This window comes from Winogradskyella marincola (assembly GCF_029624125.1).
In the GTDB taxonomy this organism is placed as follows: domain Bacteria; phylum Bacteroidota; class Bacteroidia; order Flavobacteriales; family Flavobacteriaceae; genus Winogradskyella; species Winogradskyella marincola.
Genome location: NZ_JARSBN010000003.1, coordinates 272,588 through 295,513, shown reverse-complemented (window position 1 = coordinate 295,513; position 22,926 = coordinate 272,588). Strand labels below are relative to the sequence as shown.

At 32.7% G+C, this 22,926-nt stretch carries 20 protein-coding genes; 10 read left to right on the top strand and 10 right to left on the bottom strand.

Annotated elements, in window-relative coordinates:
* The first annotated feature begins 1 nt into the window (after window position 1).
* Window positions 2-661, top strand: coding sequence for a hypothetical protein (locus P7122_RS06945; protein ID WP_278005055.1), 660 nt, complete (start codon window positions 2-4; stop codon window positions 659-661).
* A 23-nt stretch (window positions 662-684) separates the two neighbouring features.
* Here P7122_RS06945 and P7122_RS06940 read toward each other — a convergent pair whose 3' ends face one another.
* A complete protein-coding gene (locus P7122_RS06940) occupies window positions 685-1,755 on the bottom strand; it encodes a DUF3667 domain-containing protein (RefSeq protein WP_278005054.1) in 1,071 nt (356 codons plus the stop codon).
* 225 nt (window positions 1,756-1,980) lie between these two features.
* On the opposite strand from P7122_RS06940, the gene P7122_RS06935 reads away from it, so the two are divergent.
* Window positions 1,981-2,637 carry a hypothetical protein gene (locus P7122_RS06935; protein ID WP_278005053.1) on the top strand — a complete coding sequence of 219 codons (657 nt, stop codon included), beginning with the start codon at window positions 1,981-1,983 and terminating at the stop codon, window positions 2,635-2,637.
* A gap of 173 nt (window positions 2,638-2,810) precedes the next feature.
* Entirely contained in the window at window positions 2,811-4,082 is a 1,272-nt protein-coding gene (locus tag P7122_RS06930; RefSeq protein WP_278005052.1) for a hypothetical protein, read from the top strand.
* Window positions 4,083-4,176: 94 nt separating this feature from the next.
* Here P7122_RS06930 and P7122_RS06925 read toward each other — a convergent pair whose 3' ends face one another.
* The 4 genes from P7122_RS06925 to P7122_RS06910 all read right to left on the bottom strand — a co-directional run bounded on the left by P7122_RS06925 (window position 4,177) and on the right by P7122_RS06910 (window position 9,770).
* Window positions 4,177-5,634 carry an oligosaccharide flippase family protein gene (locus P7122_RS06925; protein ID WP_278005051.1) on the bottom strand — a complete coding sequence of 486 codons (1,458 nt, stop codon included), beginning with the start codon at window positions 5,632-5,634 and terminating at the stop codon, window positions 4,177-4,179.
* 38 nt (window positions 5,635-5,672) lie between these two features.
* Complete coding sequence (locus tag P7122_RS06920) at window positions 5,673-6,962, bottom strand: glycosyltransferase family 4 protein (protein ID WP_278005239.1); 1,290 nt, start codon at window positions 6,960-6,962, stop codon at window positions 5,673-5,675.
* Window positions 6,963-6,971: 9 nt separating this feature from the next.
* Window positions 6,972-9,401 (bottom strand): YfhO family protein, encoded by a 2,430-nt coding sequence (locus P7122_RS06915; protein ID WP_278005050.1) that lies wholly within the window; start codon window positions 9,399-9,401, stop codon window positions 6,972-6,974.
* Between the two features lie 75 nt (window positions 9,402-9,476).
* The gene (locus P7122_RS06910) at window positions 9,477-9,770 is read right to left on the bottom strand and encodes a DUF4834 family protein (protein ID WP_278005049.1); all 294 of its coding nucleotides are present in this window, start codon (window positions 9,768-9,770) and stop codon (window positions 9,477-9,479) included.
* Between the two features lie 104 nt (window positions 9,771-9,874).
* Here P7122_RS06910 and P7122_RS06905 point away from each other — a divergent pair, with 104 nt between their 5' ends.
* The gene (locus tag P7122_RS06905; RefSeq protein WP_278005048.1) at window positions 9,875-10,843 is read left to right on the top strand and encodes a transporter; all 969 of its coding nucleotides are present in this window, start codon (window positions 9,875-9,877) and stop codon (window positions 10,841-10,843) included.
* 8 nt (window positions 10,844-10,851) lie between these two features.
* Window positions 10,852-11,970, top strand: coding sequence for a GNAT family N-acetyltransferase (locus P7122_RS06900; RefSeq protein WP_278005047.1), 1,119 nt, complete (start codon window positions 10,852-10,854; stop codon window positions 11,968-11,970).
* Between the two features lie 58 nt (window positions 11,971-12,028).
* Here P7122_RS06900 and capB read toward each other — a convergent pair whose 3' ends face one another.
* The 3 genes from capB to P7122_RS06885 all read right to left on the bottom strand — a co-directional run bounded on the left by capB (window position 12,029) and on the right by P7122_RS06885 (window position 16,663).
* Window positions 12,029-13,288, bottom strand: coding sequence for a cysteate-C-fatty acyltransferase (capB, locus tag P7122_RS06895; protein WP_278005046.1), 1,260 nt, complete (start codon window positions 13,286-13,288; stop codon window positions 12,029-12,031).
* Window positions 13,289-13,492: 204 nt separating this feature from the next.
* Window positions 13,493-14,530 (bottom strand): cysteate synthase, encoded by a 1,038-nt coding sequence (capA, locus tag P7122_RS06890; protein ID WP_278005045.1) that lies wholly within the window; start codon window positions 14,528-14,530, stop codon window positions 13,493-13,495.
* A gap of 69 nt (window positions 14,531-14,599) precedes the next feature.
* Window positions 14,600-16,663: a S9 family peptidase gene (locus P7122_RS06885; RefSeq protein ID WP_278005044.1), complete on the bottom strand. Its 2,064-nt coding sequence runs from the start codon at window positions 16,661-16,663 to the stop codon at window positions 14,600-14,602.
* Window positions 16,664-16,742: 79 nt separating this feature from the next.
* On the opposite strand from P7122_RS06885, the gene P7122_RS06880 reads away from it, so the two are divergent.
* Entirely contained in the window at window positions 16,743-17,066 is a 324-nt protein-coding gene (locus P7122_RS06880) for a YbaB/EbfC family nucleoid-associated protein (protein WP_278005043.1), read from the top strand.
* A gap of 4 nt (window positions 17,067-17,070) precedes the next feature.
* On the opposite strand, the gene P7122_RS06875 is transcribed toward P7122_RS06880, so the two are convergent.
* Both P7122_RS06875 and P7122_RS06870 read right to left on the bottom strand, forming a co-directional pair.
* Window positions 17,071-18,090: a threonine aldolase family protein gene (locus P7122_RS06875; RefSeq protein ID WP_278005042.1), complete on the bottom strand. Its 1,020-nt coding sequence runs from the start codon at window positions 18,088-18,090 to the stop codon at window positions 17,071-17,073.
* Between the two features lie 30 nt (window positions 18,091-18,120).
* Window positions 18,121-19,293, bottom strand: a complete 1,173-nt coding sequence (locus P7122_RS06870; RefSeq protein WP_278005041.1) for an ATP-binding protein — start codon at window positions 19,291-19,293, stop codon at window positions 18,121-18,123.
* Between the two features lie 301 nt (window positions 19,294-19,594).
* On the opposite strand from P7122_RS06870, the gene P7122_RS06865 reads away from it, so the two are divergent.
* The 4 genes from P7122_RS06865 (at window position 19,595) to P7122_RS06850 (ending at window position 22,916) form a co-directional block, all read left to right on the top strand.
* Window positions 19,595-20,806, top strand: coding sequence for a hypothetical protein (locus P7122_RS06865; RefSeq protein WP_278005040.1), 1,212 nt, complete (start codon window positions 19,595-19,597; stop codon window positions 20,804-20,806).
* A gap of 147 nt (window positions 20,807-20,953) precedes the next feature.
* Window positions 20,954-22,052 (top strand): peptide chain release factor 2 gene (prfB, locus tag P7122_RS06860; RefSeq protein WP_278005039.1). Its coding sequence is split into 2 segments (ribosomal slippage): window positions 20,954-21,016 and window positions 21,018-22,052, totalling 1,098 coding nucleotides; the frame shifts between segments, so codons are not numbered across the junction.
* A gap of 55 nt (window positions 22,053-22,107) precedes the next feature.
* Window positions 22,108-22,449 carry an arsenate reductase (glutaredoxin) gene (arsC, locus tag P7122_RS06855; RefSeq protein ID WP_278005038.1) on the top strand — a complete coding sequence of 114 codons (342 nt, stop codon included), beginning with the start codon at window positions 22,108-22,110 and terminating at the stop codon, window positions 22,447-22,449.
* Window positions 22,450-22,451: 2 nt separating this feature from the next.
* Window positions 22,452-22,916 carry a hypothetical protein gene (locus P7122_RS06850; protein ID WP_278005037.1) on the top strand — a complete coding sequence of 155 codons (465 nt, stop codon included), beginning with the start codon at window positions 22,452-22,454 and terminating at the stop codon, window positions 22,914-22,916.
* Window positions 22,917-22,926: the final 10 nt, after the last annotated feature.

Genomic DNA, 22,926 nt, shown 5'->3' with positions numbered 1-22,926 from the left:
GATGAATCAATCAAATGGATTCAATCAAAAAGATGTCGACAATAGAGATATTGATTCTGTTGATTTTACAGATATTTCTATAAAAAAGAATGTTGAAATCACACCTTTAAAGCCTGGTGGATCAAACTTTAAAACACATGTACTTATCGAGAAGACATCTTCTCAATTGAGATACAAACCTTCAATTGGTGGTGCATTATTTGGGTTCATATTTTTTGCAATTGGTTTTGGCTTTTTAATCTTTAACATCGGCTTTAATAAATGGTTTATACAAGAACCTTCTTTGTTTAATTTTTTTGGTCTGGCATTTGGCTTAGTGTTTGCAATTGCTGGTGGCTACATGCTATATACTCTATACAAACCACGTGTATTTGATAAACAATCTGGTTATTACTACAAAGGTTACAACTTTAAACCAAATGAGCGAAAATTGAAACATCAATTTAGGCTCAAAACAATTATTGCTATTCAGATTATTGGAGAAACCATTAGAAGCAAAAATGGCTCTTATGGAAGTTTTGAATTAAACTTAGTTTTAGAAGATGGCACCAGACGAAACGTTATAGACCATGGCAATATTAAATCTATTATTGATGATGCTCATGTTTTGAGTAGGTTTTTGAATGTACCCATTTGGCATGCTGAATCTAACAAACTTTAAAAAGACTACCCCTTTATACTTTTCTAATAGAAAAAGAAGGAAATAAATCCTAAAATCACAAAAGATAAGGGCAATACAAATAGCAAAAACAAAAAGCTAACTACACTACTTTTTATAAAACTTAAGAACCAGCTTTGTCTGTAAAATTTAATAATACCCACCAATAAATAGAAAAATGTAGAGAAAGCTATTAGCCAATCTATAGCATCTGGAATAGGCCAAAATCTATTTACTCCAAAAATGATAGTAAAGACCACAAAAAGAAACGAAAAGTAATAGAAACTAAACACCAAATGGTGTGCGTATCGTCCTTTTCTGAAGAAGAAAATCTTCAATAAAAAAGCAAAAATTGGTAATAAGAAAAACATAGCCAGAGGTATACTGTCTATAAATGTTTGATAGACTTGCCCTAATCCCATGTTTTTATAAAACTTTAAACCTTGCGCATAAAATTTTCGAGTAAAATAACCTGCATCATCAGACATTCCCATAGCTCTGTATAACTCTTTATCTGAAGCTCCCACAACTAATAAAGAATCCATCTTTTCCTGATCGAAACTAAAAGTCATAGCCATGTCCTTTTTAGGTACTTTAATATTAGATAACGAATCTAAAGCTTTAATTTCCTCTTCATTTAGGCCTATTATGCTACTATTATTTTTTACAGAATCTGTTAAAGCTTTCATATCTAAAGAGTCTTGTAGCGACACACTATCTTTAGCAAACACTTTTTCAGATCTACTTTCTAACACACGTTGCATGTTCTTATCAAGTTGTTCCCTTCCATCTCTCGCATAAAAACTAAACACAAAAAAGAAGATTACTGCAATAAACAAGTACATCTGTGCAGGATGCAAGTATAACAAACGCTTGCCTTTAATAAACTCCTTTGCCAGATAACCAGGCCTAAACATTAACGGAATAAAACTCTTTAAGAACCGAGCATCAAAAGAAAAATAATTACTTATGGTATTGTAAAACAAAACTCCAAGCGTAAGCTCTTCATTGGTTTTTTGTCCACAGTGTGGACAGAACTTAAAACCTTTTTCAAATTGCTGATCACAATTTTGACAAGTATCTAGATTGGCACTCATAAATGTTGGTTAGCTTCAATAAAAGTAATAATTTTTACAATAAACTTCCTTCACCTGTATCTCCTATTTTAAGTTACTCCAAATATAAAAGGCTAAAAACATAGTTACAAAACACTAATATACAATACTTTAAAGTTTTGGCATGCTAATTGAATTTTCTAAAAATATTAAACCCAAAAATTCTAGATACGCTAGAATTGGGTAAATCTTAAAAACCTATACATTATGAAAAGTAAATTACTTTTTTTGGCAATAGTGTTAGCAGGACTAACATCTGCCTCAGCAACAACAGCAGGAAATGCTGTTTTAGAAGGGAAAGATTTAAAGAATAATCATTATGGCTTTACACAACCAATATCGTTTATAGAACGAGGTGTTGAGTTTCTGATCTTTCCTGATGGAAGCTTCGATTTTAATACAGAAGCATTTACCGCATATCCTAATGATGACGATTATTATTACAAACGCAACAGGCGCAATACAAACCAAACTTTTGGAGCGCCAAATAACAATACTTACTATACAAATAGAGGAGTATTAATAAGACACGACAGATTAGGTAGAGTAAGACGAATTGGTAATGTATTTATCAATTACGACAGGCAAGGAAGAATAAAACGTGCTGGAACTGTTTATATGACCTACAGACGTGGACAACTAAAACGAGTTGGTGGTTTACAAATTATTTATAATAGACACGGAATTGTTACAGGTACCAGAGGTTTTGTAAACCATAACAATATTAGAAACAGTGCATATTATTCAGATGATCATTATCCTAATACTTACGGAGATGATTGGGATGACAATTGGAATGGTAATGATTATTACTACTACCGAAAGAACGGTAAAGTAAAAAAGCAAAAGAAGATAAAATCCTAAACATTATTTTAATACAAAGCCATTAGATATTTAATGGCTTCTTAAACCCTGAATATTTCCCCAAATAATTCAGGGTTTTTCATTTTCAAACAAGCACCTAAAAAACAGCATATTATGTTTTTGGCACACTGTTTGTTTTAAGCATAACGAGTTTAATTTAAAACCCAATTATTATGAAACGGATTCTATTTTTATTTGCAAGTTTAGTGGCTTTTTCCACTGCTGCATATGCAACCACCACCACAACATCAGAAGCAGATACTTCAACAAATAACTACGTGAGAGGTTATGGTAATTCTTTCATATTTACAGAAGGAGGTATTGAGTTTTCGGTTTATAGAGACGGTCAGTTCGACTTTTATATTCCGGATTATGGACCAGACGTAAATGTTAATATAGATACTCCTGGTTTTAGCCTAAGTTTTAATTCTGGATACGATTACAATCCTTACGTACAGTATGATCGTTTTGGAGCAATCATTCAGATTGAAAACACACCTATCTACTATGATTTTTACGGAAGAGTAAACCAAATTGGAGACATCTTCATTACATATAATAGCTTTAACAGAATTAGTAGAATTGGTGGATTAAACGTATACTACAGAAACAATGTGTATTGGAGATATGATGGGTATATAAATGTATATAACAGAACGTACATTTACAGACCATGGCACAGATTCTATATTGTTCCACCTGTTAGCTATTGTGTAATCAATGTTAACCCTTACAGACAATATTATACACCTGTTAGACATATTTGGTACAGACCATACAGTAACAATGTAAGATACTATAATGTTAATGCAGGACGAAGAGGAAAAACTCAGGTTGTAAGACGAAACAGCAGCGATAGTTATGCGCAAACTCCAAGAAACAGAAGTGAGCGCACTGTACAGAGAACGGTATCTAGAAGAAATGCTGAAATTACAAGAACACGTACAACACGATTAGCGGAACAAACAACAACACGCACAACTAGAAGTACTGCATCTCGTAATTCTGAAGCTGGAACATCTAGAACAATAACTAGAAGCAATAAAACTTCTGAAACACGATCTACAAATCGTATTTCTTCTCCAAATACGAGAAATAATAATGATAGTAGAAGCATTAGAACTACCAGATCTAGCACTAAAGTATCAACACCTACAAGGTCTGCGCGTTCTAGTAGCATTACAAGAAGTAGAAATTCTAAAAATAATGTGACCAGAGGTAATAGTTCTGTGTCTAATAAAGTGAAGAGAACAAAAAATACTTCGGCATCAAAACCAAACAGCACTAATTCTCGTATATATAGTAGAAGTAGTTCTAAAAGTAGTAAACAACGAAGTACAGTTCAAAGTAAAAGAAAGTCATCTTCGGTTTCAGCAAGATCTAACACCAGTAGAAAAAGCAACCAAAGTTCTACAAGATCAAGCTCAAGAAGAACCAGAGGATAAAAGATAAAATATGATTTTTTTGGTTGGTTAGTAGAAATCCCGTATGATGTATGCCTCAGAGCACCTTACGGGATTTCTCATTTATAAAGAGTGCCTAAAATTTTAGGTACTTTTTTATTTGTATTGATATGTCTTCAGAAATATTCAGCTTTAGCACCAGCCAAAAATAAACTATCAATATTACACCAGATTTTAGTGCAATGTTGATAATAGGATGAAATGGAAATTCCCAAAAATACATTGCCAGAGTTATAAGCGTTAGTAATACAACCGTCTTAAAAGTAGATATTGAAAACGGCTGCATATTGAGCTTCTGCCTTACAAAAACAATCTTTATAGTATTGTAAACCATAATTGCCAAAAAGGTTGCAAAAGCAGAGCCCTCAATACCATAAATAGGAATAAAAATAAAGTTGAGAACTATGGCTAAAACTGCTAATAATACACCAAAAAACAAAACCATTTTATAATAATCACTGTTAAATAAAATAGCATTATTATTACCCAGACTGTTATCGTATAGCTTAGCAAGACTAACTATAAGGACCACAAATAATCCGCCTGTAAATTCTTCTGGAAGGATTTTATAGAGTTCGTTGATATTCAGAATAATTAATAGAAAAATAAAACCACTTACAACCAAAAGACTAATGGAGCTTCTTTTGTACAAGTCCTCTAAAGAACTCATATCTTTATCGTTTAAATACTTTGCGGTTAGTGGCATCATTATCTGATGCATAGACCGTTGTGGCACTGCAATCACTGTAGCTATAAAAATGGCGACACTGTAATAGGCTACTTGTTCTATGTTTTCTAACATTAGACCAATCATAAATTTGTCTATATCTAAAATAAGCATAGCTACAGAACCTGCTACAATCATCAATAAGGCATATTTTAAGATGCTAGAAAATCCTGTAACGGTTTCAAACCTTAGTTTAGGAAATCGTACAGAATATGCATAAAACTTCATAATTAACATTCGTACAACGTAAACTACAACTAAAGCTATAATAAATTGTTCGGCAGACAACCAGTCTAGATACACTAAAAACAATAGCATCATTGTAGCGACACGATGAAAAATTTCTTTCATCAGATTACCAAAAACAGTTTTTAGTTGCACTTTAGACCAGGCGAAGAATATCTCAAAATAAGCCATAGCTATGGCCAAAACAAAAATATGCCATAGGTAATTTCCTGCAATATTATTCTCATTAGAGAGTAAGTTTGAAATGCCTTCATACGAAAACAAACCAATAAAAAACGCAGGAATTATAAAGACAAAAGGCAAAAATAACATCAGCGTTAAAAAGCTATTTATGCTATTCTTTGTTTTGAAAGTAGAATAGTATTTAATAATGGCATTGTGTACACCAAAAGCCATAAAAGGCATCATAATATTGGCAGCTGATAACAAAAAGGCTACCAGACCATAATACTTATCGGTTAAAAAATTGGTATATAAAAAAAGGGTATTTATAGCTCCTATACCAAAACCAGCATAGGTACTTACAGTATTTTTAAACGATTGATTTAATACGATTCCCATTATTTCGCAAAATACAACTTAAGTCGCTAACCTAAATACTACATCGCTTTTATAAGCTCACTCATACATTTTGTTAATGCTTTTCTGCTGTATGGCTGCAAACCTATAGCATTAATATTGAGACTGCTTTTTTGGTATGCTTCAAAATACTCTATTAGTTGAGCCTTTAATTTTTCTTTCTGATTGTAATTAAAATATACACCAGTATTCGTTTTGGTTATAATCTCTTGCACATCAGAATCGTCTGGACCAATAGCCAGAATTGGTGTTTCAGAAATTAAATATTCAAATAATTTACCTGGAATTATAGCTTTAGTATCTTCTGAATCTATTTCTATTAACAACAACAAACGAGATGCCATCTGGTACTTTATAGCTTCGTCATGACTTACATAACCTATAACATTTACATGTTTTTTTAATCCAGTATTATGAATAGATTCTACCACATCATCACTCACAACACCAATAAGGTTTAATTGAAACGCTTTTGAAAACGCTTCATTCTCAGAAATAAGTTCTGATAGAACCTCCCATAAAATTTTTGGGTTTCGTTCTGATAATAACGATCCAATATGAGATAAGGTGAATTCTTTATGCTTCTCTTCTACTCTAACCGAATGATTATCGTAACCATTGGTTATAACTGAAATAGGCTTGGTTGTTTTAGTTTCAAACTCGTTTTTAGTATGGTTGCTGGTAACAACAATAGCATCAGCAGAGTTTAAAACTTTTGTTTCTAATTCAATGTGTTTTTGCTGTGATGATTTTGTAAGTTTCAACGCTTTATGATACCCAATTGTAGTCCATGGATCTCTAAAATCTGTCAACCATTTTATGTTCAAGTTTTTCTTCAACTCCAAACCTATAATATGCATACTGTGAGGTGGTCCAGTGGTTATTACCGTTTCTATTTTATGAGTTTTTATATATTCAGAAAGAAACTCAACCGATGGTTTAATCCAGTTTTTACGTGCATCTGGAATAAAGAAATTACCACGCACATAAAGCATTAGTTTTTCTGTTAGAGATTGTTTTTTAGCCTTCGGAATAACACCTGAACTTATTTTTTTAGAGCTCTTTTTAGACAAGAAATTCGCCAATTGATAAGGCTCTTTTATAGGCTGTTTTATTATTGTTATACCGTTTGGAATTTCATTCACCAAACTCTCATCGACTATAGGATAGTTAGGATTTTCAGGACAATACACAATAGGTTCTATACCAAACTCAGGTAAGTATTTTACAAACTTTAACCAACGTTGTACACCTGGCCCTCCTGCTGGTGGCCAATAATATGCAATTATAAGTACCTTCTGAGGATTCATCATTTAGAACTAAACCTCCTTTTTCTTCTTGAATTGAAAAAACACACCCAACAACAATAACACTCCAAAAATAGCAGAACTTGCTAAGGCGATTTTACTCCCTGTTTCTACAACTTGTGGTTCAAACTTAAACTCAATAGTGTGCTTGCCTGCCGGAATTTCCATACCTCGTAATACATAATTAACTCTAATATGTGGTTTTAAATCACCATCGATATAAGCATTCCAACCATCTTTATAATAGATTTCAGAGAAAACTGCAAAACCATTGTTTGCATTATTAGATTCGTATTTAAGATAATTTGGCTTATGTTCTTTTAAATTTATTGAAGCTGTTGAATCCACTTTAAAGGTTGAATTTTCAGGATAACTACCATAATTAGACATTGTTGCAACTGCCTTTTGTTTGGTATCTAATGTACCCAAAGCTTTTATTTCGTCATTGGCACTTGGTAATTCTTCTAACGCACTAACAAACCATGCATTACCATTTGCATCAGGATTATCATACGGAAATATCTGCCCTTGATCTTCAGCAATAATATACTTGGTATTAAGCATATTTAGGACATTCATATTGTTATTGTAAATATGAAATTCCATTAAATCATTATAGCGTCCTAATTTAGCAGCATGATAACCAAATAAAGAGTTATGAAAATAAGCAGCTCTTGCTGGTTGGCGTTGCCCTTGAGTAGACATATCTAACACTCTGTAATGACCTTTATCCTTTAGAATTTCTTTATCTGCTGCATTTGGTTGATATGGTCTATCTACTTTTATTGCTGAAACAAAATCTTCATTATTAACGTATTTTTTGTCCACTGCTACTAAATCGAATATAATTAGAACAGCAAAGGCAACAACAACTAAATTTTGTGATAATTTCTTCTTTAAAAACAAATAAATAGCACCAGCAGATAGTAGTACTAAAACCAAAGACCTTATGGTATCTGTGTTAAATAGCGATTTTCTATCCTCTATTAGTGCTTTTACTAACATATCTGGAATACCTTGATCTCTAAAACTTTCAAAATCAAAAAACACAGATTTAAAGAGTAAGAAAACCACACACAAACCACCAGTTATAGCTGCTGAATATTTAAGCGCTTTTAACTTATACTCCTCTTTTTCAAACTCATTAAACAATCTTACCAAAGCAAAAATACCAAGCACAGGAATACACAATTCTAATAATACCTGAATCGATGTTACAGCTCTAAACTTGTCGTAAAGTGGCACATTATCAATAAAGAAATTTGTGATAAAACTAAAGGGTTCAGTTTTTCCGTAGGATAATAATAAAGAAAAGACTGTACCAGCAACTAACCACCATTTTAAGCGTCCCTTTACTAAAAACAAACCAAGAACAAATAAGAACAGAATAACCGCACCAACATAAGCCGGTGCTTCAACTATAGGTTGATTTCCCCAATACATAGGTGCATTCTTAGCAAGATCTAATGCCTCTATTGGTGATGCTCCCATTGTAACATATGTCTTATAGGTTTCAGAATTTTTACCAATATCTTCAGTATTTCCTCCACCCATAAATCTTGGGATAAACAGATTAAAAGTTTCTGCCAACCCATAACTGTACTCTGTAATATAATCTTTATCTAAACCAGTGGTTACTTCTTTTTCAGAACCATCAGATTTTATAGTGAGTTCGCTTTTTCCTCTTGTACTTTCCTTAGCATACTCTTGTGTTGCCATTAAATTAGTAGCATTAAGACCTACTGCCAATAAAGCTGCAATAGTTAAGAGTCCTACAGATTTAAAAAAATGAGGTAAAACTTGTTTTTTATACGCATCTATTAAATACACTATACCCAAAATTATCACTAGGAATAATAGGTAATATGTCATCTGAAAATGATTCGCTACAATTTCTAAACCAAGCGCAACTACAGTAAGTAAAAAACCGAGAATATATTTCTTCCGAAAAGTGAGAATTATACCAGCAAGTACCATAGGCATATATGCTATAGCATGAGCTTTAGCATTATGACCTACTCCTAAGATAATAATAAGATATGTAGAAAAACCAAAGGCTAAAGCACCAAGCACAGAGAGTTTAAAATCTACCTTGAGAGAGAGCAGCAAAATATAAAACCCTAAAAAGTACAGAAATAAATAATCCGCTGGTCTAGGTATAAACCTAAGTGCTAAATCAAGCTTTTTTATATAATTGTGAGGGTATTGAGCTCCTAATTGATAGGTTGGCATACCACCAAAAGCACTATTGGTCCAATAGGTTTCTTCGCCTGTTGCTTGGGCAAAATCCTTTTGTTGCTGAGCCATACCAATATAATGCATGATATCGCTCTGAAAAATCTTTTTGCCTTGTAAAACCGGACTAAAATATGCTAAAGACAATACAACAAACCCAATAAGAACAAGGATATGAGGTAAAATTCGTTTGAAAGAAAATGACATGAAAAAGTATCTAAATAATTCAGACTGAAAAGTACTTAAATTTTAATGATAATCTCAAATTTGAGACCATTAAAATCAATCTATTTCTTCGTAGTCTATGTACTCACCTACTTCGTCATTAGAAGATTTATGTCGCTCTGGCATTTTATCAATAACCGTCTCTCCTGCTCTACGTTTTTGTTCGTTGCGTTGTTGAGACTGATTTTGAAATCCACCAAATTGTTGACCAAAACGCTCTTCTGCTTTTTTAGCAACAAATTTAATTAAGTAAGGAGCAAAAAGTCTAGCAAGGATCTTTAATCCAAACCATACCAAAAGTATAATTAATATTGTTCTTAATAATCCCATCATTGATGCTTCTTGTACCATAGAAAAAAGTAATGTTCAAAAATACAATTATACTTAGTTATATTCCGTTATATTTCCTTAAAAAAACTATAAATTCTATATATTTGAACCTAAACCAAGAAACTATGAGAGTTCTCAAATCCTTTTTTATTCTTCTTTTTATAATTACCTATAACACAGCAAATGCACAGTACACAGAAGTTATTAACTCTAACCGTCCTGGTGTATCTAAAAGTGCTTTTTCGGTAGGTACTGGTATTGCACAAGGAGAATTTGGTGCATTTACAGTAAACGAAGAGCACACTCCATTACAATATGAAGTCTCTGGATTTGGGCTAGACTTCTCTTTACGATATGGATTATTGTTTGAAGAGCTTGAGCTTTCTCTAGATGGTGTTTACCAAAACGACAATATAACGTACAATAACGCTTCAGTTTCTATTGAAGATAAACGTTCTAATTTCAAAAATTTTACACTAGGAGCAAAATACCTTGTATATGATCCTTACAAAAATGCTGAAGAAGCAAAACCAAACCTCTACAGCTATCATGCCAATAGAAAGTTTCAATGGAAATCTTTAATTCCTGCGGTTTCTGTTTATGTAGGAGGTAATTTTGATACCAAAAATAATCCTTACACTGCACCAGATGTAGAAGGCTTTAGTCCAAAAGTTATGATTGCTACTCAAAACAATTTTAATGGAGGTTGGGTATTTGTTATGAACTTAATAAAGGACAGAATTGGATCTGAGTATTCAGATTTTCAATACATATTTACCCTTACCCACTCTTTTACACCTCAATGGGTAATATTTGGAGAAGCACAAGGTATAAGTGGAGACTTTTATTCTGATAATATTTTTAGAGTTGGTGGTGCTTACTTATGGACAAAAGATTTTCAACTCGATGCAAATATAGCTTTCAATACCAAAGACACACCTTCTGTATTTAACATTGCTTTTGGTGCTTCTTACCGTTTAGATTTTCATAAAGACAAGAAAATAGATAACGGTAATGGTAACACAGGAAAGTTTAAGAAAAAGCGAAAAAACAAAAAGAAGAAGAAAGACGATTCTGATCCCGAAGGCAATTAAATTTCTACATGATTACAGTTAAAGAAGTTACAACCAAAAAAGGTCTAAAAACCTTTGTAAAGTTTCCGTTTTCACTTTATAAAGACTCAAAATACTGGGTTCCGCCAATTATAAAGCAAGAATTAGAAACATTTAATAAAGATAAAAATCCAATTTTTAAAGATGCAGAAGCTAGATTCTTTCTAGCTTACAAGGACAATGAAGTCGTTGGAAGAATTGCAGCTATTGTAAACTGGCTAGAAATAAACAAGCAACAAATTAAAAAAATGCGGTTTGGCTGGTTTGATTTTATCGATGACAAAGCGGTTAGTAAAGCATTACTAGAAACCATTGAAAACATTGGACGCAATCATAAGCTTGAATACGCAGAAGGACCTGTAGGCTTTTCTAATTTGGATAAAGTTGGCGTAATGACTGAAGGGTTTGACAGTATTGCACCTATGATTACCTGGTACAATCATCCATATTATGCAAGTCATTACGAAACGCATGGCTATGTAATTGAAAAGGAATATTCAGAGAGTAAATTCCCTTTTAAGAATGTTAATCCTGAAACATTTTCTAAAGCTCAAGACCTAATAAAACGACGATATAAGCTAAGAGCTTTAAAGTTTACAAAGACTGAAGAGGTAATGCCTTATGCTGATAAGATGTTTGACTTATTTAATGAAAGCTATGCATCTCTTTCTTCATTTGTAGAGATTACTGATATTCAAAAAGAATATTTTAAGAAGAAATTTATCAGTTTTGTTAATCCCGAATATATAAAGTTTGTTGTAGATGAAAATGACAAACTGATTGGTTTTGCTATCGTAATGCCTAGATTTGCTGAAGCGCTTCAAAAAGCAAAAGGGAAATTATTCCCGTTTGGATTTAGACATATTTTAAAAGCTAAGAAAAACAGTAAAGATGTTATCTTTTACTTAATTGGCATACATCCTGAATACCAAAACAAAGGCGTACACGCTGTGATATTTAATGAATATTATGAAACCTTCACAAAAAAAGGGATAAAAACGTGCTACAGAACTCCAGAATTAGAAGATAATGAAGCCATACACAAAATATGGAAACACTTTAGCCCTACTGTATACAAACGACGCAAAACATTTAGAAAAGATTTATAAAAAAGAAAAGGCTTTGCTGATAGCAAAGCCTTTTTTATTTGTTCTTAACTCAAAAGAATTATTCTCCCATTGCTGCTGTTAAAGCTGCAGACATTCTTTTGTAAGTTCCGTTTTCTAAACGTTCTCTAATAGCATCAAACGCATCTAATGTTTCTTTTACATCTTGCAATGTGTGTGTTGCTGTAGGTATCATTCTTAGTAAAATCAATCCTTTAGGTATAACAGGATAAACCACTATAGAACAGAATATTCCGTGATTTTCTCTAAGGTCTTTTACTAAAGCCATAGCTTCAGGAATACTACCTTTTAAGTATACTGGAGTAACACAACTCTGTGTTGTACCAATATCAAAACCTCTTTCTTTTAAACCAGACTGTAAAGCATTAACAACCGTCCAAAGGTTTTTCTTTAATTCTGGCATTGTACGCAACATGTCTAATCTTTTTAATGCACCAACTACAAGTTGCATTTGTAAAGATTTAGCAAACATTTGCGAACGTAAGTTATATTTTAAATAATCTATGATTTCTTGGTCACCAGCAATAAAAGCACCAGTACTTGCCATAGACTTTGCAAATGTTGCAAAATAAACATCTATATCGTCTTGCACACCTTGCTCTTGTCCTGCTCCAGCTCCTGTTTCTCCTAAAGTTCCAAAACCATGAGCATCATCTACAAATAATCTAAAATTAAACTTCTTCTTAAGAGCAACAATCTCTTTTAATCGACCTTGTTCACCACGCATACCAAACACTCCTTCAGAAATCACTAAGATTCCTCCGCCTGTTTGCTCTGCCATTTTTGTAGCTCTTTCAAGGTTTTTTTCTAAACTCTCTACATCATTATGTTTGTATGTAAAACGCTTACCCATGTGTAAACGAACACCATCAATAATACAAGCATGCGCATCTACATCATATACAATAATATCGTCTTTAGAAACCAATGCATCTATAGTAGACACCATACCTTGGTAACCAAAGTTTAATAAATAAGCTGCTTCTTTACTTACAAATTCTGCTAATTCATTTTGTAACTGCTCATGCAAATCTGTATGACCAGACATCATACGAGCTCCCATTGGGTAAGCAGAACCATATTTAGCAGCAGCTTCAGCATCTACTTTTCTTACTTCTGGATGATTAGCCAACCCTAAGTAGTCATTTATACTCCAAGTAATTACTTCTTTTCCTTGAAATTTCATTCTATTAGAAATCTCTCCTTCTAGTTTTGGAAATACAAAATAACCTTCTGCTTGAGCTGCCCACTTTCCTAAAGGTCCCTTATCTCGATAAATCTTTTCAAATAAATCCTTCATACGTTGCGTTTGCCATTAATCTTCATCTATACACTCTATGAGTTTATAGTAGATTTTTAGTTTTAATTTAGTTTTATTAGTATCTGCAAACTTAGGTAATATTATCATCAATGCATAATATAATTTAACCTAACTATTCACTAAGTTTTAAACATAAAAAAGCCTACCGTTTCTATGGTAGGCTTTATGTTTTAAAACACTGTTTTACTTTATATATTGAATTGCTGTAGAAACTTCTTTTTCGCTATCGAAAAAGCCTTGATCTTCCATCCATTTATCGCTATAAACTTTACTCATATAACGAGATCCGTGGTCTGGAAAAATAACTACAACTTTGTCTGTTGGTTTAAATTCTCCTTCTTCATTTAATTGCTTTAAAGCCTGCATTGCTGCACCACTTGTATAGCCTACAAATAAACCTTCAGAGTTAGAAATTTCTCTTGCTGTATGTGCACTTTCTTCGTCTGTTACTTTGATAAATTTATCTATAACATCAAAATCTGTTGCTGTTGGAATCAAATTCTTACCTAAACCTTCTATTCTGTAAGGATAGATTTCCTTATCATCAAACTCTCTGGTTTCATGATATTTTTTTAATACAGAACCATAAGCATCAACTCCTATGATCTTAACATTAGAGTTTTGCTCTTTAAGATATTTAGCAATTCCAGATATAGTTCCACCTGTACCACTACATGCTACTAAATGTGTAATTTCACCGTTAGTTTGTTCCCAAATTTCAGGACCTGTAGAGTTGTAATGTGCATCAATATTTAATTGATTAAAATATTGATTGATATAAATAGAACCTTTAATTTCTTCGTGCAAGCGTTTTGCTACTTGATAGTATGATCTTGGATCGTCTGCATTAACGTGAGCTGGGCAAACATATACCTTTGCTCCCATAGACCTTAACATGTCTATCTTGTCTGCAGAAGATTTAGAACTAACAGCCAATATACACTCGTAACCTTTAATAATACTCACCATAGCTATACTAAAGCCTGTATTACCAGAAGTAGTTTCTATAATTGTATCACCTGGCTTTAAAATACCTTGGCGCTCTGCTTCTTCAATAATGTGTAATGCAATTCTATCCTTTGAAGAATGACCTGGATTAAAAGCTTCTACTTTTGCGTAAAACTCGCCGTCGAAGTCTGCGGTCATTCTGTTTAACTTGATAAGTGGTGTATTACCTATAAGTTGCAATACATTATCAAATACATTTTTGATTTTGTCCATAAATGCTATTTAATCAAGTGTAAATAATTACACTCTAAAACCTCGCAAAACTAATACTTTTTTTTTAAATCAACTTGAAATACCTTCTAAATCTAATAGAAAAGCATATTCTTCGGCATCCTCTTTAAGACTTTCGAAACGTCCTGAAGCACCTCCATGACCGGCTTCCATATTGGTTTTTAGATATAGTTTGTTAGTATCTGTTTTTAGTTCTCTTAGCTTAGCTACCCATTTTGCAGGCTCCCAATATTGCACCTGAGAATCGTGTAATCCTGCTGTAACTAACATATTAGGATAGTCTTTTGCTTCAATATTATCGTAAGGCGAATACGATTTCATATACTCATAGTATAATTTATCATTAGGATTTCCCCATTCGTCATACTCACCTGTTGTTAACGGAATAGAATCGTCTAGCATAGTAGTTACTACATCTACAAAAGGCACTGCTGAGATAATTCCATTGTATAATTCTGGTGCCATATTAATTACCGCTCCCATTAATAAACCACCTGCACTTCCTCCCATTGCATACAAATGCTTTGATGATGTATATCGCTCTTTAATTAAATGAATAGAACAAGCTACAAAATCTGAAAAAGTATTCTTCTTTTTTAAGAGTTTACCATCTTCATACCATTGTCTTCCTAAGTATTCTCCTCCTCTAATATGAGCTATAACATATACAAAACCTCTATCTAACAAACTTAATCGTATTGTTGAAAAATAAGGGTCTACCGTAGAGCCATAACTACCATACGCATATTGCAACAAAGGATTGCTTCCGTCTTTCTTTAAACCTTTTTTGTATACAACAGACATAGGTATTTTAGTACCATCTTCTGCAGTTGCCCAAATACGCTCTGAGGTGTAGTTGTCTTTATTGAATTTTCCTCCTAAAACCTCTTGTTCTTTTAGTACTGTTTTAGCTTTAGTCTTCATATTGAACTCTAAAACCGAAGCTGGTGTTGTTAAGGCATTGTAGGCATAACGTAATGTTTCTGTATCGAACTCTACATTTGTTGTTGTATAAGCTGTGTAGGTTTCGTTATCAAAAGGAAGGTAATAATCTTCTGTGTCGTCCCAACGCTTTATTCTTATTTTGTTGAGCCCATTATCGCGCTCACTTATTACAAGGTAATTTTTAAAAATATCTATACTCTCTAAAAGTACTTCACCTCTATGAGGAATAACTTCTTCCCACTTATCTAATGCTCTATCTGTTTCAGAGCATTTCATAAGTTTAAAATTTGTGGCTTTATCTTTATTTGTAAGAATATAGAAATGACCGTCGTAGTGAGAAATACTATACTCTAATCCTCTTACACGTGGCTGAAAAACTTCAAATTTTCCATCAGGATTATCTGCATTAAGAATATGATACTCATTAGTTAACGTACTATAGCACGCAATAATAATATACTTTCTAGACTTTGACTTATAAATTGCCGTTCCGAAAGTTTCATCACCTTCCTGAAATATTAATTCGTCTTCTGCAGTAGATCCTAACTTGTGTCTAAAAATTTGATATGCTCTTAATGTTACCGGATCTTTTTGAGTATAAAATAAAGTTTCGTTATCATTTGCCCAAGTAGAAGATCCTGTAGTATTTTCTATGCTATCTGTGTAAACATTATGAGTTTTTAAATCTTTTACCTGAATGGTGTATTGTCGTCTTCCTGTTGTATCTATACCATAAGATACTTTTTTATTATCTGGACTAATGCTTATACCTACAAGCTTAAAATAGCTTTGTCCTTCTGCCATTTTATTACAATCAAAAAGCAATTCTTCAGGATTATCTAGAGATTCTTTTTTTCTAGTGTAGATTGGGTAATCTTTTCCTTTTTCAAACCTTGTAATATACCAATACCCATTGTATTTGTATGGTACAGAAGCATCATCCTCTTTTATTCTTGCTTTCATTTCTTCAAACAAATCGTTCTGAAACGCTTTGGTGTGTGCCATTTGAGAGTCACAATAATTGTTCTCAGCATTTAAGTAATCTATAACTTCTGGATGCTCTCTGTCTTTCATCCAGAAATAGTTATCAACCCTTACATCACCATGTTTTTCTAATTCATGAGGAATCTTTTTTGCTATTGGCGGATTTACACTAGTGTTTTTTGTCATAATTGTTTTAAGAAAATTTTATTCTAAAAAGTGGCGCAATTTAGTAATTTTGCACGGTAATTTTTTAAAAGATATACATATGTTTGGAGATATGATGGGCATGATGGGTAAGCTAAAAGAAGCTCAGAAAAAAGTTGAAGAAACTAAAGAACGTCTACATACCGTTTTGATAGACGAAGCTAGTAGCGACGGTAAGTTAAAAGTAACAATTACAGCTAACAGAACTATTAAATCTATTTCTGTAGATGATGAGTTACTACAAGACAAAGAAATGCTTGAAGACTACCTTATCCTTACACTTAACAAAGCTATAGAAAAAGCAACCAACGTAAATGAAGCTGAAATTGCAGCTGTTGCAAAAGAAGGTATGCCAAACATACCTGGCATGGACATGTTTAAATAATCTTCTATAAGTGCTTAAGTGTACTTAACAACACCTCATGCATATTATTGGTATAATCTAAATGCGTAACTATTCGTAGTTTATTGCTTCCCATACCAATAATATGTATGTTTTTTTCTTTTAATTTATTAAGAAAACCCACTTCGCTAATTCCATCATTTAATTCAAAAATGACAATATTAGTTTCTATTGGTTCTACTTTTTTAATTAAAGGCATTTGAGATAAGACCTCACCTATTTCTTTTGCTCTTTTATGGTCGCCATTAAGGCGTTCTATATGGTTATCTAAAGCATATAAACCTGCGGCTGCTAAATAGCCTACTTGGCGCATACCACCTCCAAGAATTTTTCTTACACGCAACGCACCTTTCATTAATTCAGATTTCCCTATTAACACGGAACCAACAGGACAACCCAAGCCCTTACTCAAACATACAGATATGGTATCAAACAAATCTCCATACTGCTTAGCACTTTCTTGTTTTGCAACTAAAGCATTCCACAGTCTTGCTCCATCTAAATGATATCCTAAACTATGCTTATCAGCTACTTTTCTAATCTTTTTTAATTCTTCAAAATCCCAACACGCACCACCACCTTTGTTTGTTGTATTTTCAATTTCTATTAATGCTGTTAGTGGGCTATGGTAAAACTCTGGAGGGTTAATTGCTGCTTCCGCTTGCTTTGCTGTAAACATACCTCTGTATCCATCTATTAAATGACATGATATTCCACTATTGAATGAAGCTCCTCCTCCTTCATAATTATAGATATGCGCATATTTATCGCAAATAACCTGCTCTCCAGGATTTGTATGTAGTTTTAATGCTGTTTGATTTGCCATGGTACCTGTTGGAAAAAACAGGGCTTCATCCATTCCAAACATTTCTGCTAATCGCTGCTCAAGAGCATTTACCGTAAGATCTTCTTTATAAACATCATCACCAACCTTAGCTGACATCATAGCATCTAACATGCCTTGTGTTGGCTTAGTAACTGTATCGCTTCTTAAATCTATAATCATAAACTAATTTTATGATGTAAAGATAATATACTAGGATGGTTTCCTTTTAAGAATTTTTGAAGATATAATATTATTGCTTCTCCATACAAACTTGCACCACACCACCAAAGGGTCTTTTATTATAAATCTAAAAGGTGTATTATTAAAAAGATAATTAATCTTAAAAATTAAAAAAGGGTTACGCTGAAGATGCTTCACTAAAGCCTTAAGGTGCAAAAACACTCCTTCTTTAACAGGTTTAAACTCTATATCTTTGTTTAGAGCTGATAAACAATATAAATATGGAAAATTAACACCTGCTAAAGCAGATGCTTCTGTATTAAGCCAAAATCTTGGGTTAATTTCAATTATCTTATAAGTATTATCAACTTCATCAAATCTAAAATCAATGTTTGCAACACCAGACCAGTTTAGTCCTTTCATTAAATTCATCATTAGCTTTAATAAAGCTTCATCATGAAAAAAACTAAACTCAAACTGAGGTGTTACTTTCACATTTTTCACCATTGCAGCCTTCTGCATAGTATAAGCTTTTATATCACCATTATCGCAAAACACATTGCAGGTTACATCAAATCCTTTTATAAATTTTTGAAGTAATATTGGGTCTTCAGATTTACTAGTAGAAATATATTCTCTTAATTCTTCCTTGTTTTTAAGTAGCTTCACTCCCATCCCTCCATTAAAACCATAAGTTGGTTTTGCAACAATAGGGAAGTTTATATCTGCAGCTTCTATATTAAATGCTGAATCTACAATAATACCATCTGGACAAGGTAAATTTTTAGATTTTAAAAAAAGAAAAAGTAAGTCTTTACGAATTGCTGTTTCAAAATCATTAAGATCTGATAAAGCGCAAAGCTTAGACGTGTTTCTTAAAAGGCTAAGATGCTCTAAAATTCTTTTTGTACTAACATCAAAAATTGGTAAGATTAAATCTATGTTATAGATCTCTACCGTATCATCAATTCTATTTATCCAATCTTGAGTAGTTGTGTTTTTGTAGTGAATAAATTTTTCAATAAATCTAGAATGCTTAAAACAACTGTTATCTATTGAGTATTTAAAGTACTTCTTTTTATGAGAAGAAAGAACATAAATCTTCACTCCTTTAATCAAAGATAGACTATGAACAACATTGGAAAGCAATGTTGTTTCACCATCAGGAATTAGAATCGAAAAAGTGTTAGGACTATTTTTCATCTGGTAAATATGAAGGCTTAGATATTTTCAATTTTCACTAAAAAGAAGCATTCATATACATTAAGAAATACAACTTTATTTTAAACCGCTCAAAAGTAAATAATTAAACTCCATTTAAAATTTTCTTCGACAAATTGAACACTAATTCTGTTATCCAATACAACTTGTTTTTTCGTCGATAAAAATTGACGTTCAACTATTTAACTAATAATTCTCCCACTTCGTCAACTTTTTAACGTGTTAATAATTTTAACAAATACTTTTACGCAAATATTTAATGCTATTAACCTAAAAAATAATTATGAAACACATTTCAAAATTAGTATTGCTTGTGGCTCTAGTCGTTTTTGCTTCTTGTCAAAACGAGAGTACTCAAGAAATTGAAAATCAACAACAAGCCGAGTTAAGATTTGACGAAAAAGGCATGGTTGTATCTGACGGTGAAGAAGACAAAGAGTTAACGTTCAACGAAAAAAGTGAAGAACTTACAACTCCTTCTCTAACTTATGCTAAAGGTGGTGGACACCACGGAGGTGGACATCATGGTGGTGGTCAAAACAATGACAACAACGACTACATTGATTGTACACCAGAATTACTTGAAACTGGCTATGATACTACTGTAAATGTAGAGGTTTTAAACAAACCTGGAACAAATGGTTATTTTGATGTTTCTATAGATGGTGGTGATATGATACAAGCTTATTGTTCTGACAGATTACCTAGCCTTGGTGAGGACGATGACTTTATAGACTTTACTGTAGTATCTACATACGACACAGCAATTTTAGCAGGTGGTGAGTTTGAAAACGTATATACAAACCCACAAAACTTTGATAAAGTTAACTGGATATTAAACAACATTGATATCAGTGAAGATTCTGAGTACACTTATGGTCATGTACAATATGCAATCTGGAAACTTATAGAAGGTCCTTATGATAATGACTTTACAGATTACTTAACTCCTACCCCAGGTGATTGGAGAAGATATATTGATGACGCTATAGGTGATGAAATATACGATGCTGCTGTTGCTAATGGTGAAGGCTATACTCCTGAGTGTGGTGGTAAATTAGGTTTACTTCTTATTCCTGCTGATTATGACAATGTACAGGCTATAATGATAACTAAAGACTTACCAGAAGCAGAATGTAACGATTGTATTGGTGATGTAAACCAAATTACATTCAAATGGGACTGGTATAACGATTATAGAGTAAGATTATACCAACGTTACGAAAACACATGCTATGCTGTTAAAATATTTGATAGCGTTGTAGGTCATAACGATGAAATGGCTGTTAGCGGAACTAATGCAGACGGTACATTTGGTAAGTATATCTATGTATATGTTGGCAACTGTTACTACACTAAATTTAAAGTTAATTGTGACTTAAATATTGGTCCTGGTTACAAAAGAGGTGTTGTAGAAGTAGTTAGCGGAACTAGTACATCTGGTGGCGAATTATGTGACTACGAACCTTCATACAACTGGTGCTGGTGGTGGTAATCGTAACTGATGCCAAATAATATTCTCAAAAACCGTCTAAATAATTTTAGACGGTTTTTTTGTTCTCATTTTTATTGATGAAAAAAGCAATTCAAAATTATGGCACGTTATTTATGCCTATTATATTTGTGAAAATTTCAACTTATTATGATAACATCAGATCAAATAAAAGATCTTAATTCCCGTCTAGACATACTTAGACAATATCTTTGACTTAGATACAAAACTTATAGAAATTGCTAACGAAGAAGAGCAAACTTTCGATCCTAACTTTTGGAATGATTCAAAAAAAGCCGAGCAAGTAATGCGTTCTATTCGCGAGAAAAAAAGCTGGGTTAATGATTATAATTCTGCCAAAACACTCTATGAAGATGTAGAAGTTATATATGAATTTTATAAAGAGGACGAAGCTACTTTAGATGATGTAGAATCTAGATTTGAAAAAGCTATAAATGCCATAGAAAAACTAGAGTTCAAAAACATGCTTTCTGAAGAAGGAGATAGCTTAAGCGCTGTTTTGCAAATTACAGCAGGAGCTGGTGGCACAGAATCTTGTGATTGGGCTAGTATGCTAATGCGCATGTATTTAATGTATGCCGAAAAAAATGGTTTTAAGGTAAAAGAACTCAACCATCAAGAAGGTGATGTTGCTGGTATAAAAACTGTAACTTTAGAGATAGAAGGAGATTATGCTTTTGGTTGGTTAAAAGGAGAAAACGGAGTCCATCGTTTGGTAAGAATTTCGCCTTTTGACAGTAATGCCAAACGCCACACAAGTTTTGCTTCTGTATATGTGTATCCATTGGTAGATGATTCTATAGAGATAGACATAAATCCTGCTGATATAGAAATTACAACTGCTCGATCTAGTGGTGCTGGAGGTCAAAATGTAAATAAAGTAGAAACCAAAGTTCAACTATTACACAAACCTACTGGTATTCAAATTCAGTGTTCTGAAACCCGATCGCAACACGACAACAGAGCAAGAGCAATGCAAATGCTAAAATCTCAATTGTATGAAATTGAGCTTCAAAAACAATTAGCGCAGCGAGAAGATATTGAAGCTAGCAAAATGAAAATTGAATGGGGAAGTCAAATCCGAAATTATGTAATGCATCCCTACAAGTTGGTTAAAGATGTACGTTCAGCACATGAAACCGGTAACGTAGATGCTGTTATGGATGGTGACTTAGAGCCTTTCTTAAAAGCCTATCTTATGATGATGGGACAAAAAAATGAAGATTAGCCATTGTTTTTTATTACATTAAACTATTGGCATAAAAATTGAATAATACAACATCATGATAACAATATACCACAACCCAAGATGCTCAAAATCTCGAGAAGGACTTGCTCTTTTAGAAGATTCAGGAAAAAAAATTGAGGTAGTAAAATATCTTGAAGACCTTATAAATGAAGATGAACTAAAGGCAATTATTTCAAAATTAGAAATAAAACCAATAGATTTGATAAGAAAGAATGAAGCCATCTGGAAATCAGATTACAAAGGAAAGAAATTAACCGATCAACAAATTATCAAAGCAATGATTGAGCATCCCAAACTTATTGAACGCCCAATAATTGTTAATAATGATAAAGCTGTAATAGGAAGACCTAAAGAACTAATTTTAGACATTATTTAATCATGAAAAAAATAGTATTACTTGCATTTGCGTTGCTCCTAGGATTGAGCTCATACAGTCAAAGTCGAAGAGACCGCATGGGAAACCCTATAATTAATAGAGAGCCTACAAAAGAAGAAATTGCAAAGTACGAGCAAAAAGTAGAAGACCGAAAGGACGAGTATATTGCAAATTTTTTGACTACCCTTGAGGCTGATGATTTTCAAAAAGAAATAATAAAGCAATACCTAAATTCTTACTATGATGCAAAAAGCGAACTTCTAAAAACTCGCTATGAGCACTCATTAGAAAGAGAGGAAGCCATAAAAAAACTTGATGAATCTCATTTTAAAGACTTAGAAGAGCTAATATCTAAAAACGATATGGCTAAAATAAAAGACTTGATTAAAGGAGAGTTTGATGAAAAAGAGGTAAAAAAGAAAAAGAAGAAAAAACGTAAAAACAGAAAGAAAGACAAAGATAATTAGACTTTATAAG

Coding starts and splice junctions, on each gene's coding strand:
- P7122_RS06875 (WP_278005042.1), bottom strand. CDS start 18,090: ATGATTATAGATTTAAGAAGCGATACAGTTACTAAGCCAACACAAGGC.
- arsC (WP_278005038.1), top strand. CDS start 22,108: ATGATAACAATATACCACAACCCAAGATGCTCAAAATCTCGAGAAGGA.
- P7122_RS06910 (WP_278005049.1), bottom strand. CDS start 9,770: ATGGTACAAGAAGCATCAATGATGGGATTATTAAGAACAATATTAATT.
- P7122_RS06945 (WP_278005055.1), top strand. CDS start 2: ATGAATCAATCAAATGGATTCAATCAAAAAGATGTCGACAATAGAGAT.
- capB (WP_278005046.1), bottom strand. CDS start 13,288: ATGAAGGATTTATTTGAAAAGATTTATCGAGATAAGGGACCTTTAGGA.
- P7122_RS06900 (WP_278005047.1), top strand. CDS start 10,852: ATGATTACAGTTAAAGAAGTTACAACCAAAAAAGGTCTAAAAACCTTT.
- P7122_RS06930 (WP_278005052.1), top strand. CDS start 2,811: ATGAAACGGATTCTATTTTTATTTGCAAGTTTAGTGGCTTTTTCCACT.
- P7122_RS06880 (WP_278005043.1), top strand. CDS start 16,743: ATGTTTGGAGATATGATGGGCATGATGGGTAAGCTAAAAGAAGCTCAG.
- P7122_RS06915 (WP_278005050.1), bottom strand. CDS start 9,401: ATGTCATTTTCTTTCAAACGAATTTTACCTCATATCCTTGTTCTTATT.
- P7122_RS06905 (WP_278005048.1), top strand. CDS start 9,875: ATGAGAGTTCTCAAATCCTTTTTTATTCTTCTTTTTATAATTACCTAT.
- P7122_RS06940 (WP_278005054.1), bottom strand. CDS start 1,755: ATGAGTGCCAATCTAGATACTTGTCAAAATTGTGATCAGCAATTTGAA.
- P7122_RS06925 (WP_278005051.1), bottom strand. CDS start 5,634: ATGGGAATCGTATTAAATCAATCGTTTAAAAATACTGTAAGTACCTAT.
- P7122_RS06850 (WP_278005037.1), top strand. CDS start 22,452: ATGAAAAAAATAGTATTACTTGCATTTGCGTTGCTCCTAGGATTGAGC.
- capA (WP_278005045.1), bottom strand. CDS start 14,530: ATGGACAAAATCAAAAATGTATTTGATAATGTATTGCAACTTATAGGT.
- P7122_RS06935 (WP_278005053.1), top strand. CDS start 1,981: ATGAAAAGTAAATTACTTTTTTTGGCAATAGTGTTAGCAGGACTAACA.
- P7122_RS06870 (WP_278005041.1), bottom strand. CDS start 19,293: ATGAAAAATAGTCCTAACACTTTTTCGATTCTAATTCCTGATGGTGAA.
- P7122_RS06865 (WP_278005040.1), top strand. CDS start 19,595: ATGAAACACATTTCAAAATTAGTATTGCTTGTGGCTCTAGTCGTTTTT.
- P7122_RS06920 (WP_278005239.1), bottom strand. CDS start 6,962: ATGAATCCTCAGAAGGTACTTATAATTGCATATTATTGGCCACCAGCA.
- P7122_RS06885 (WP_278005044.1), bottom strand. CDS start 16,663: ATGACAAAAAACACTAGTGTAAATCCGCCAATAGCAAAAAAGATTCCT.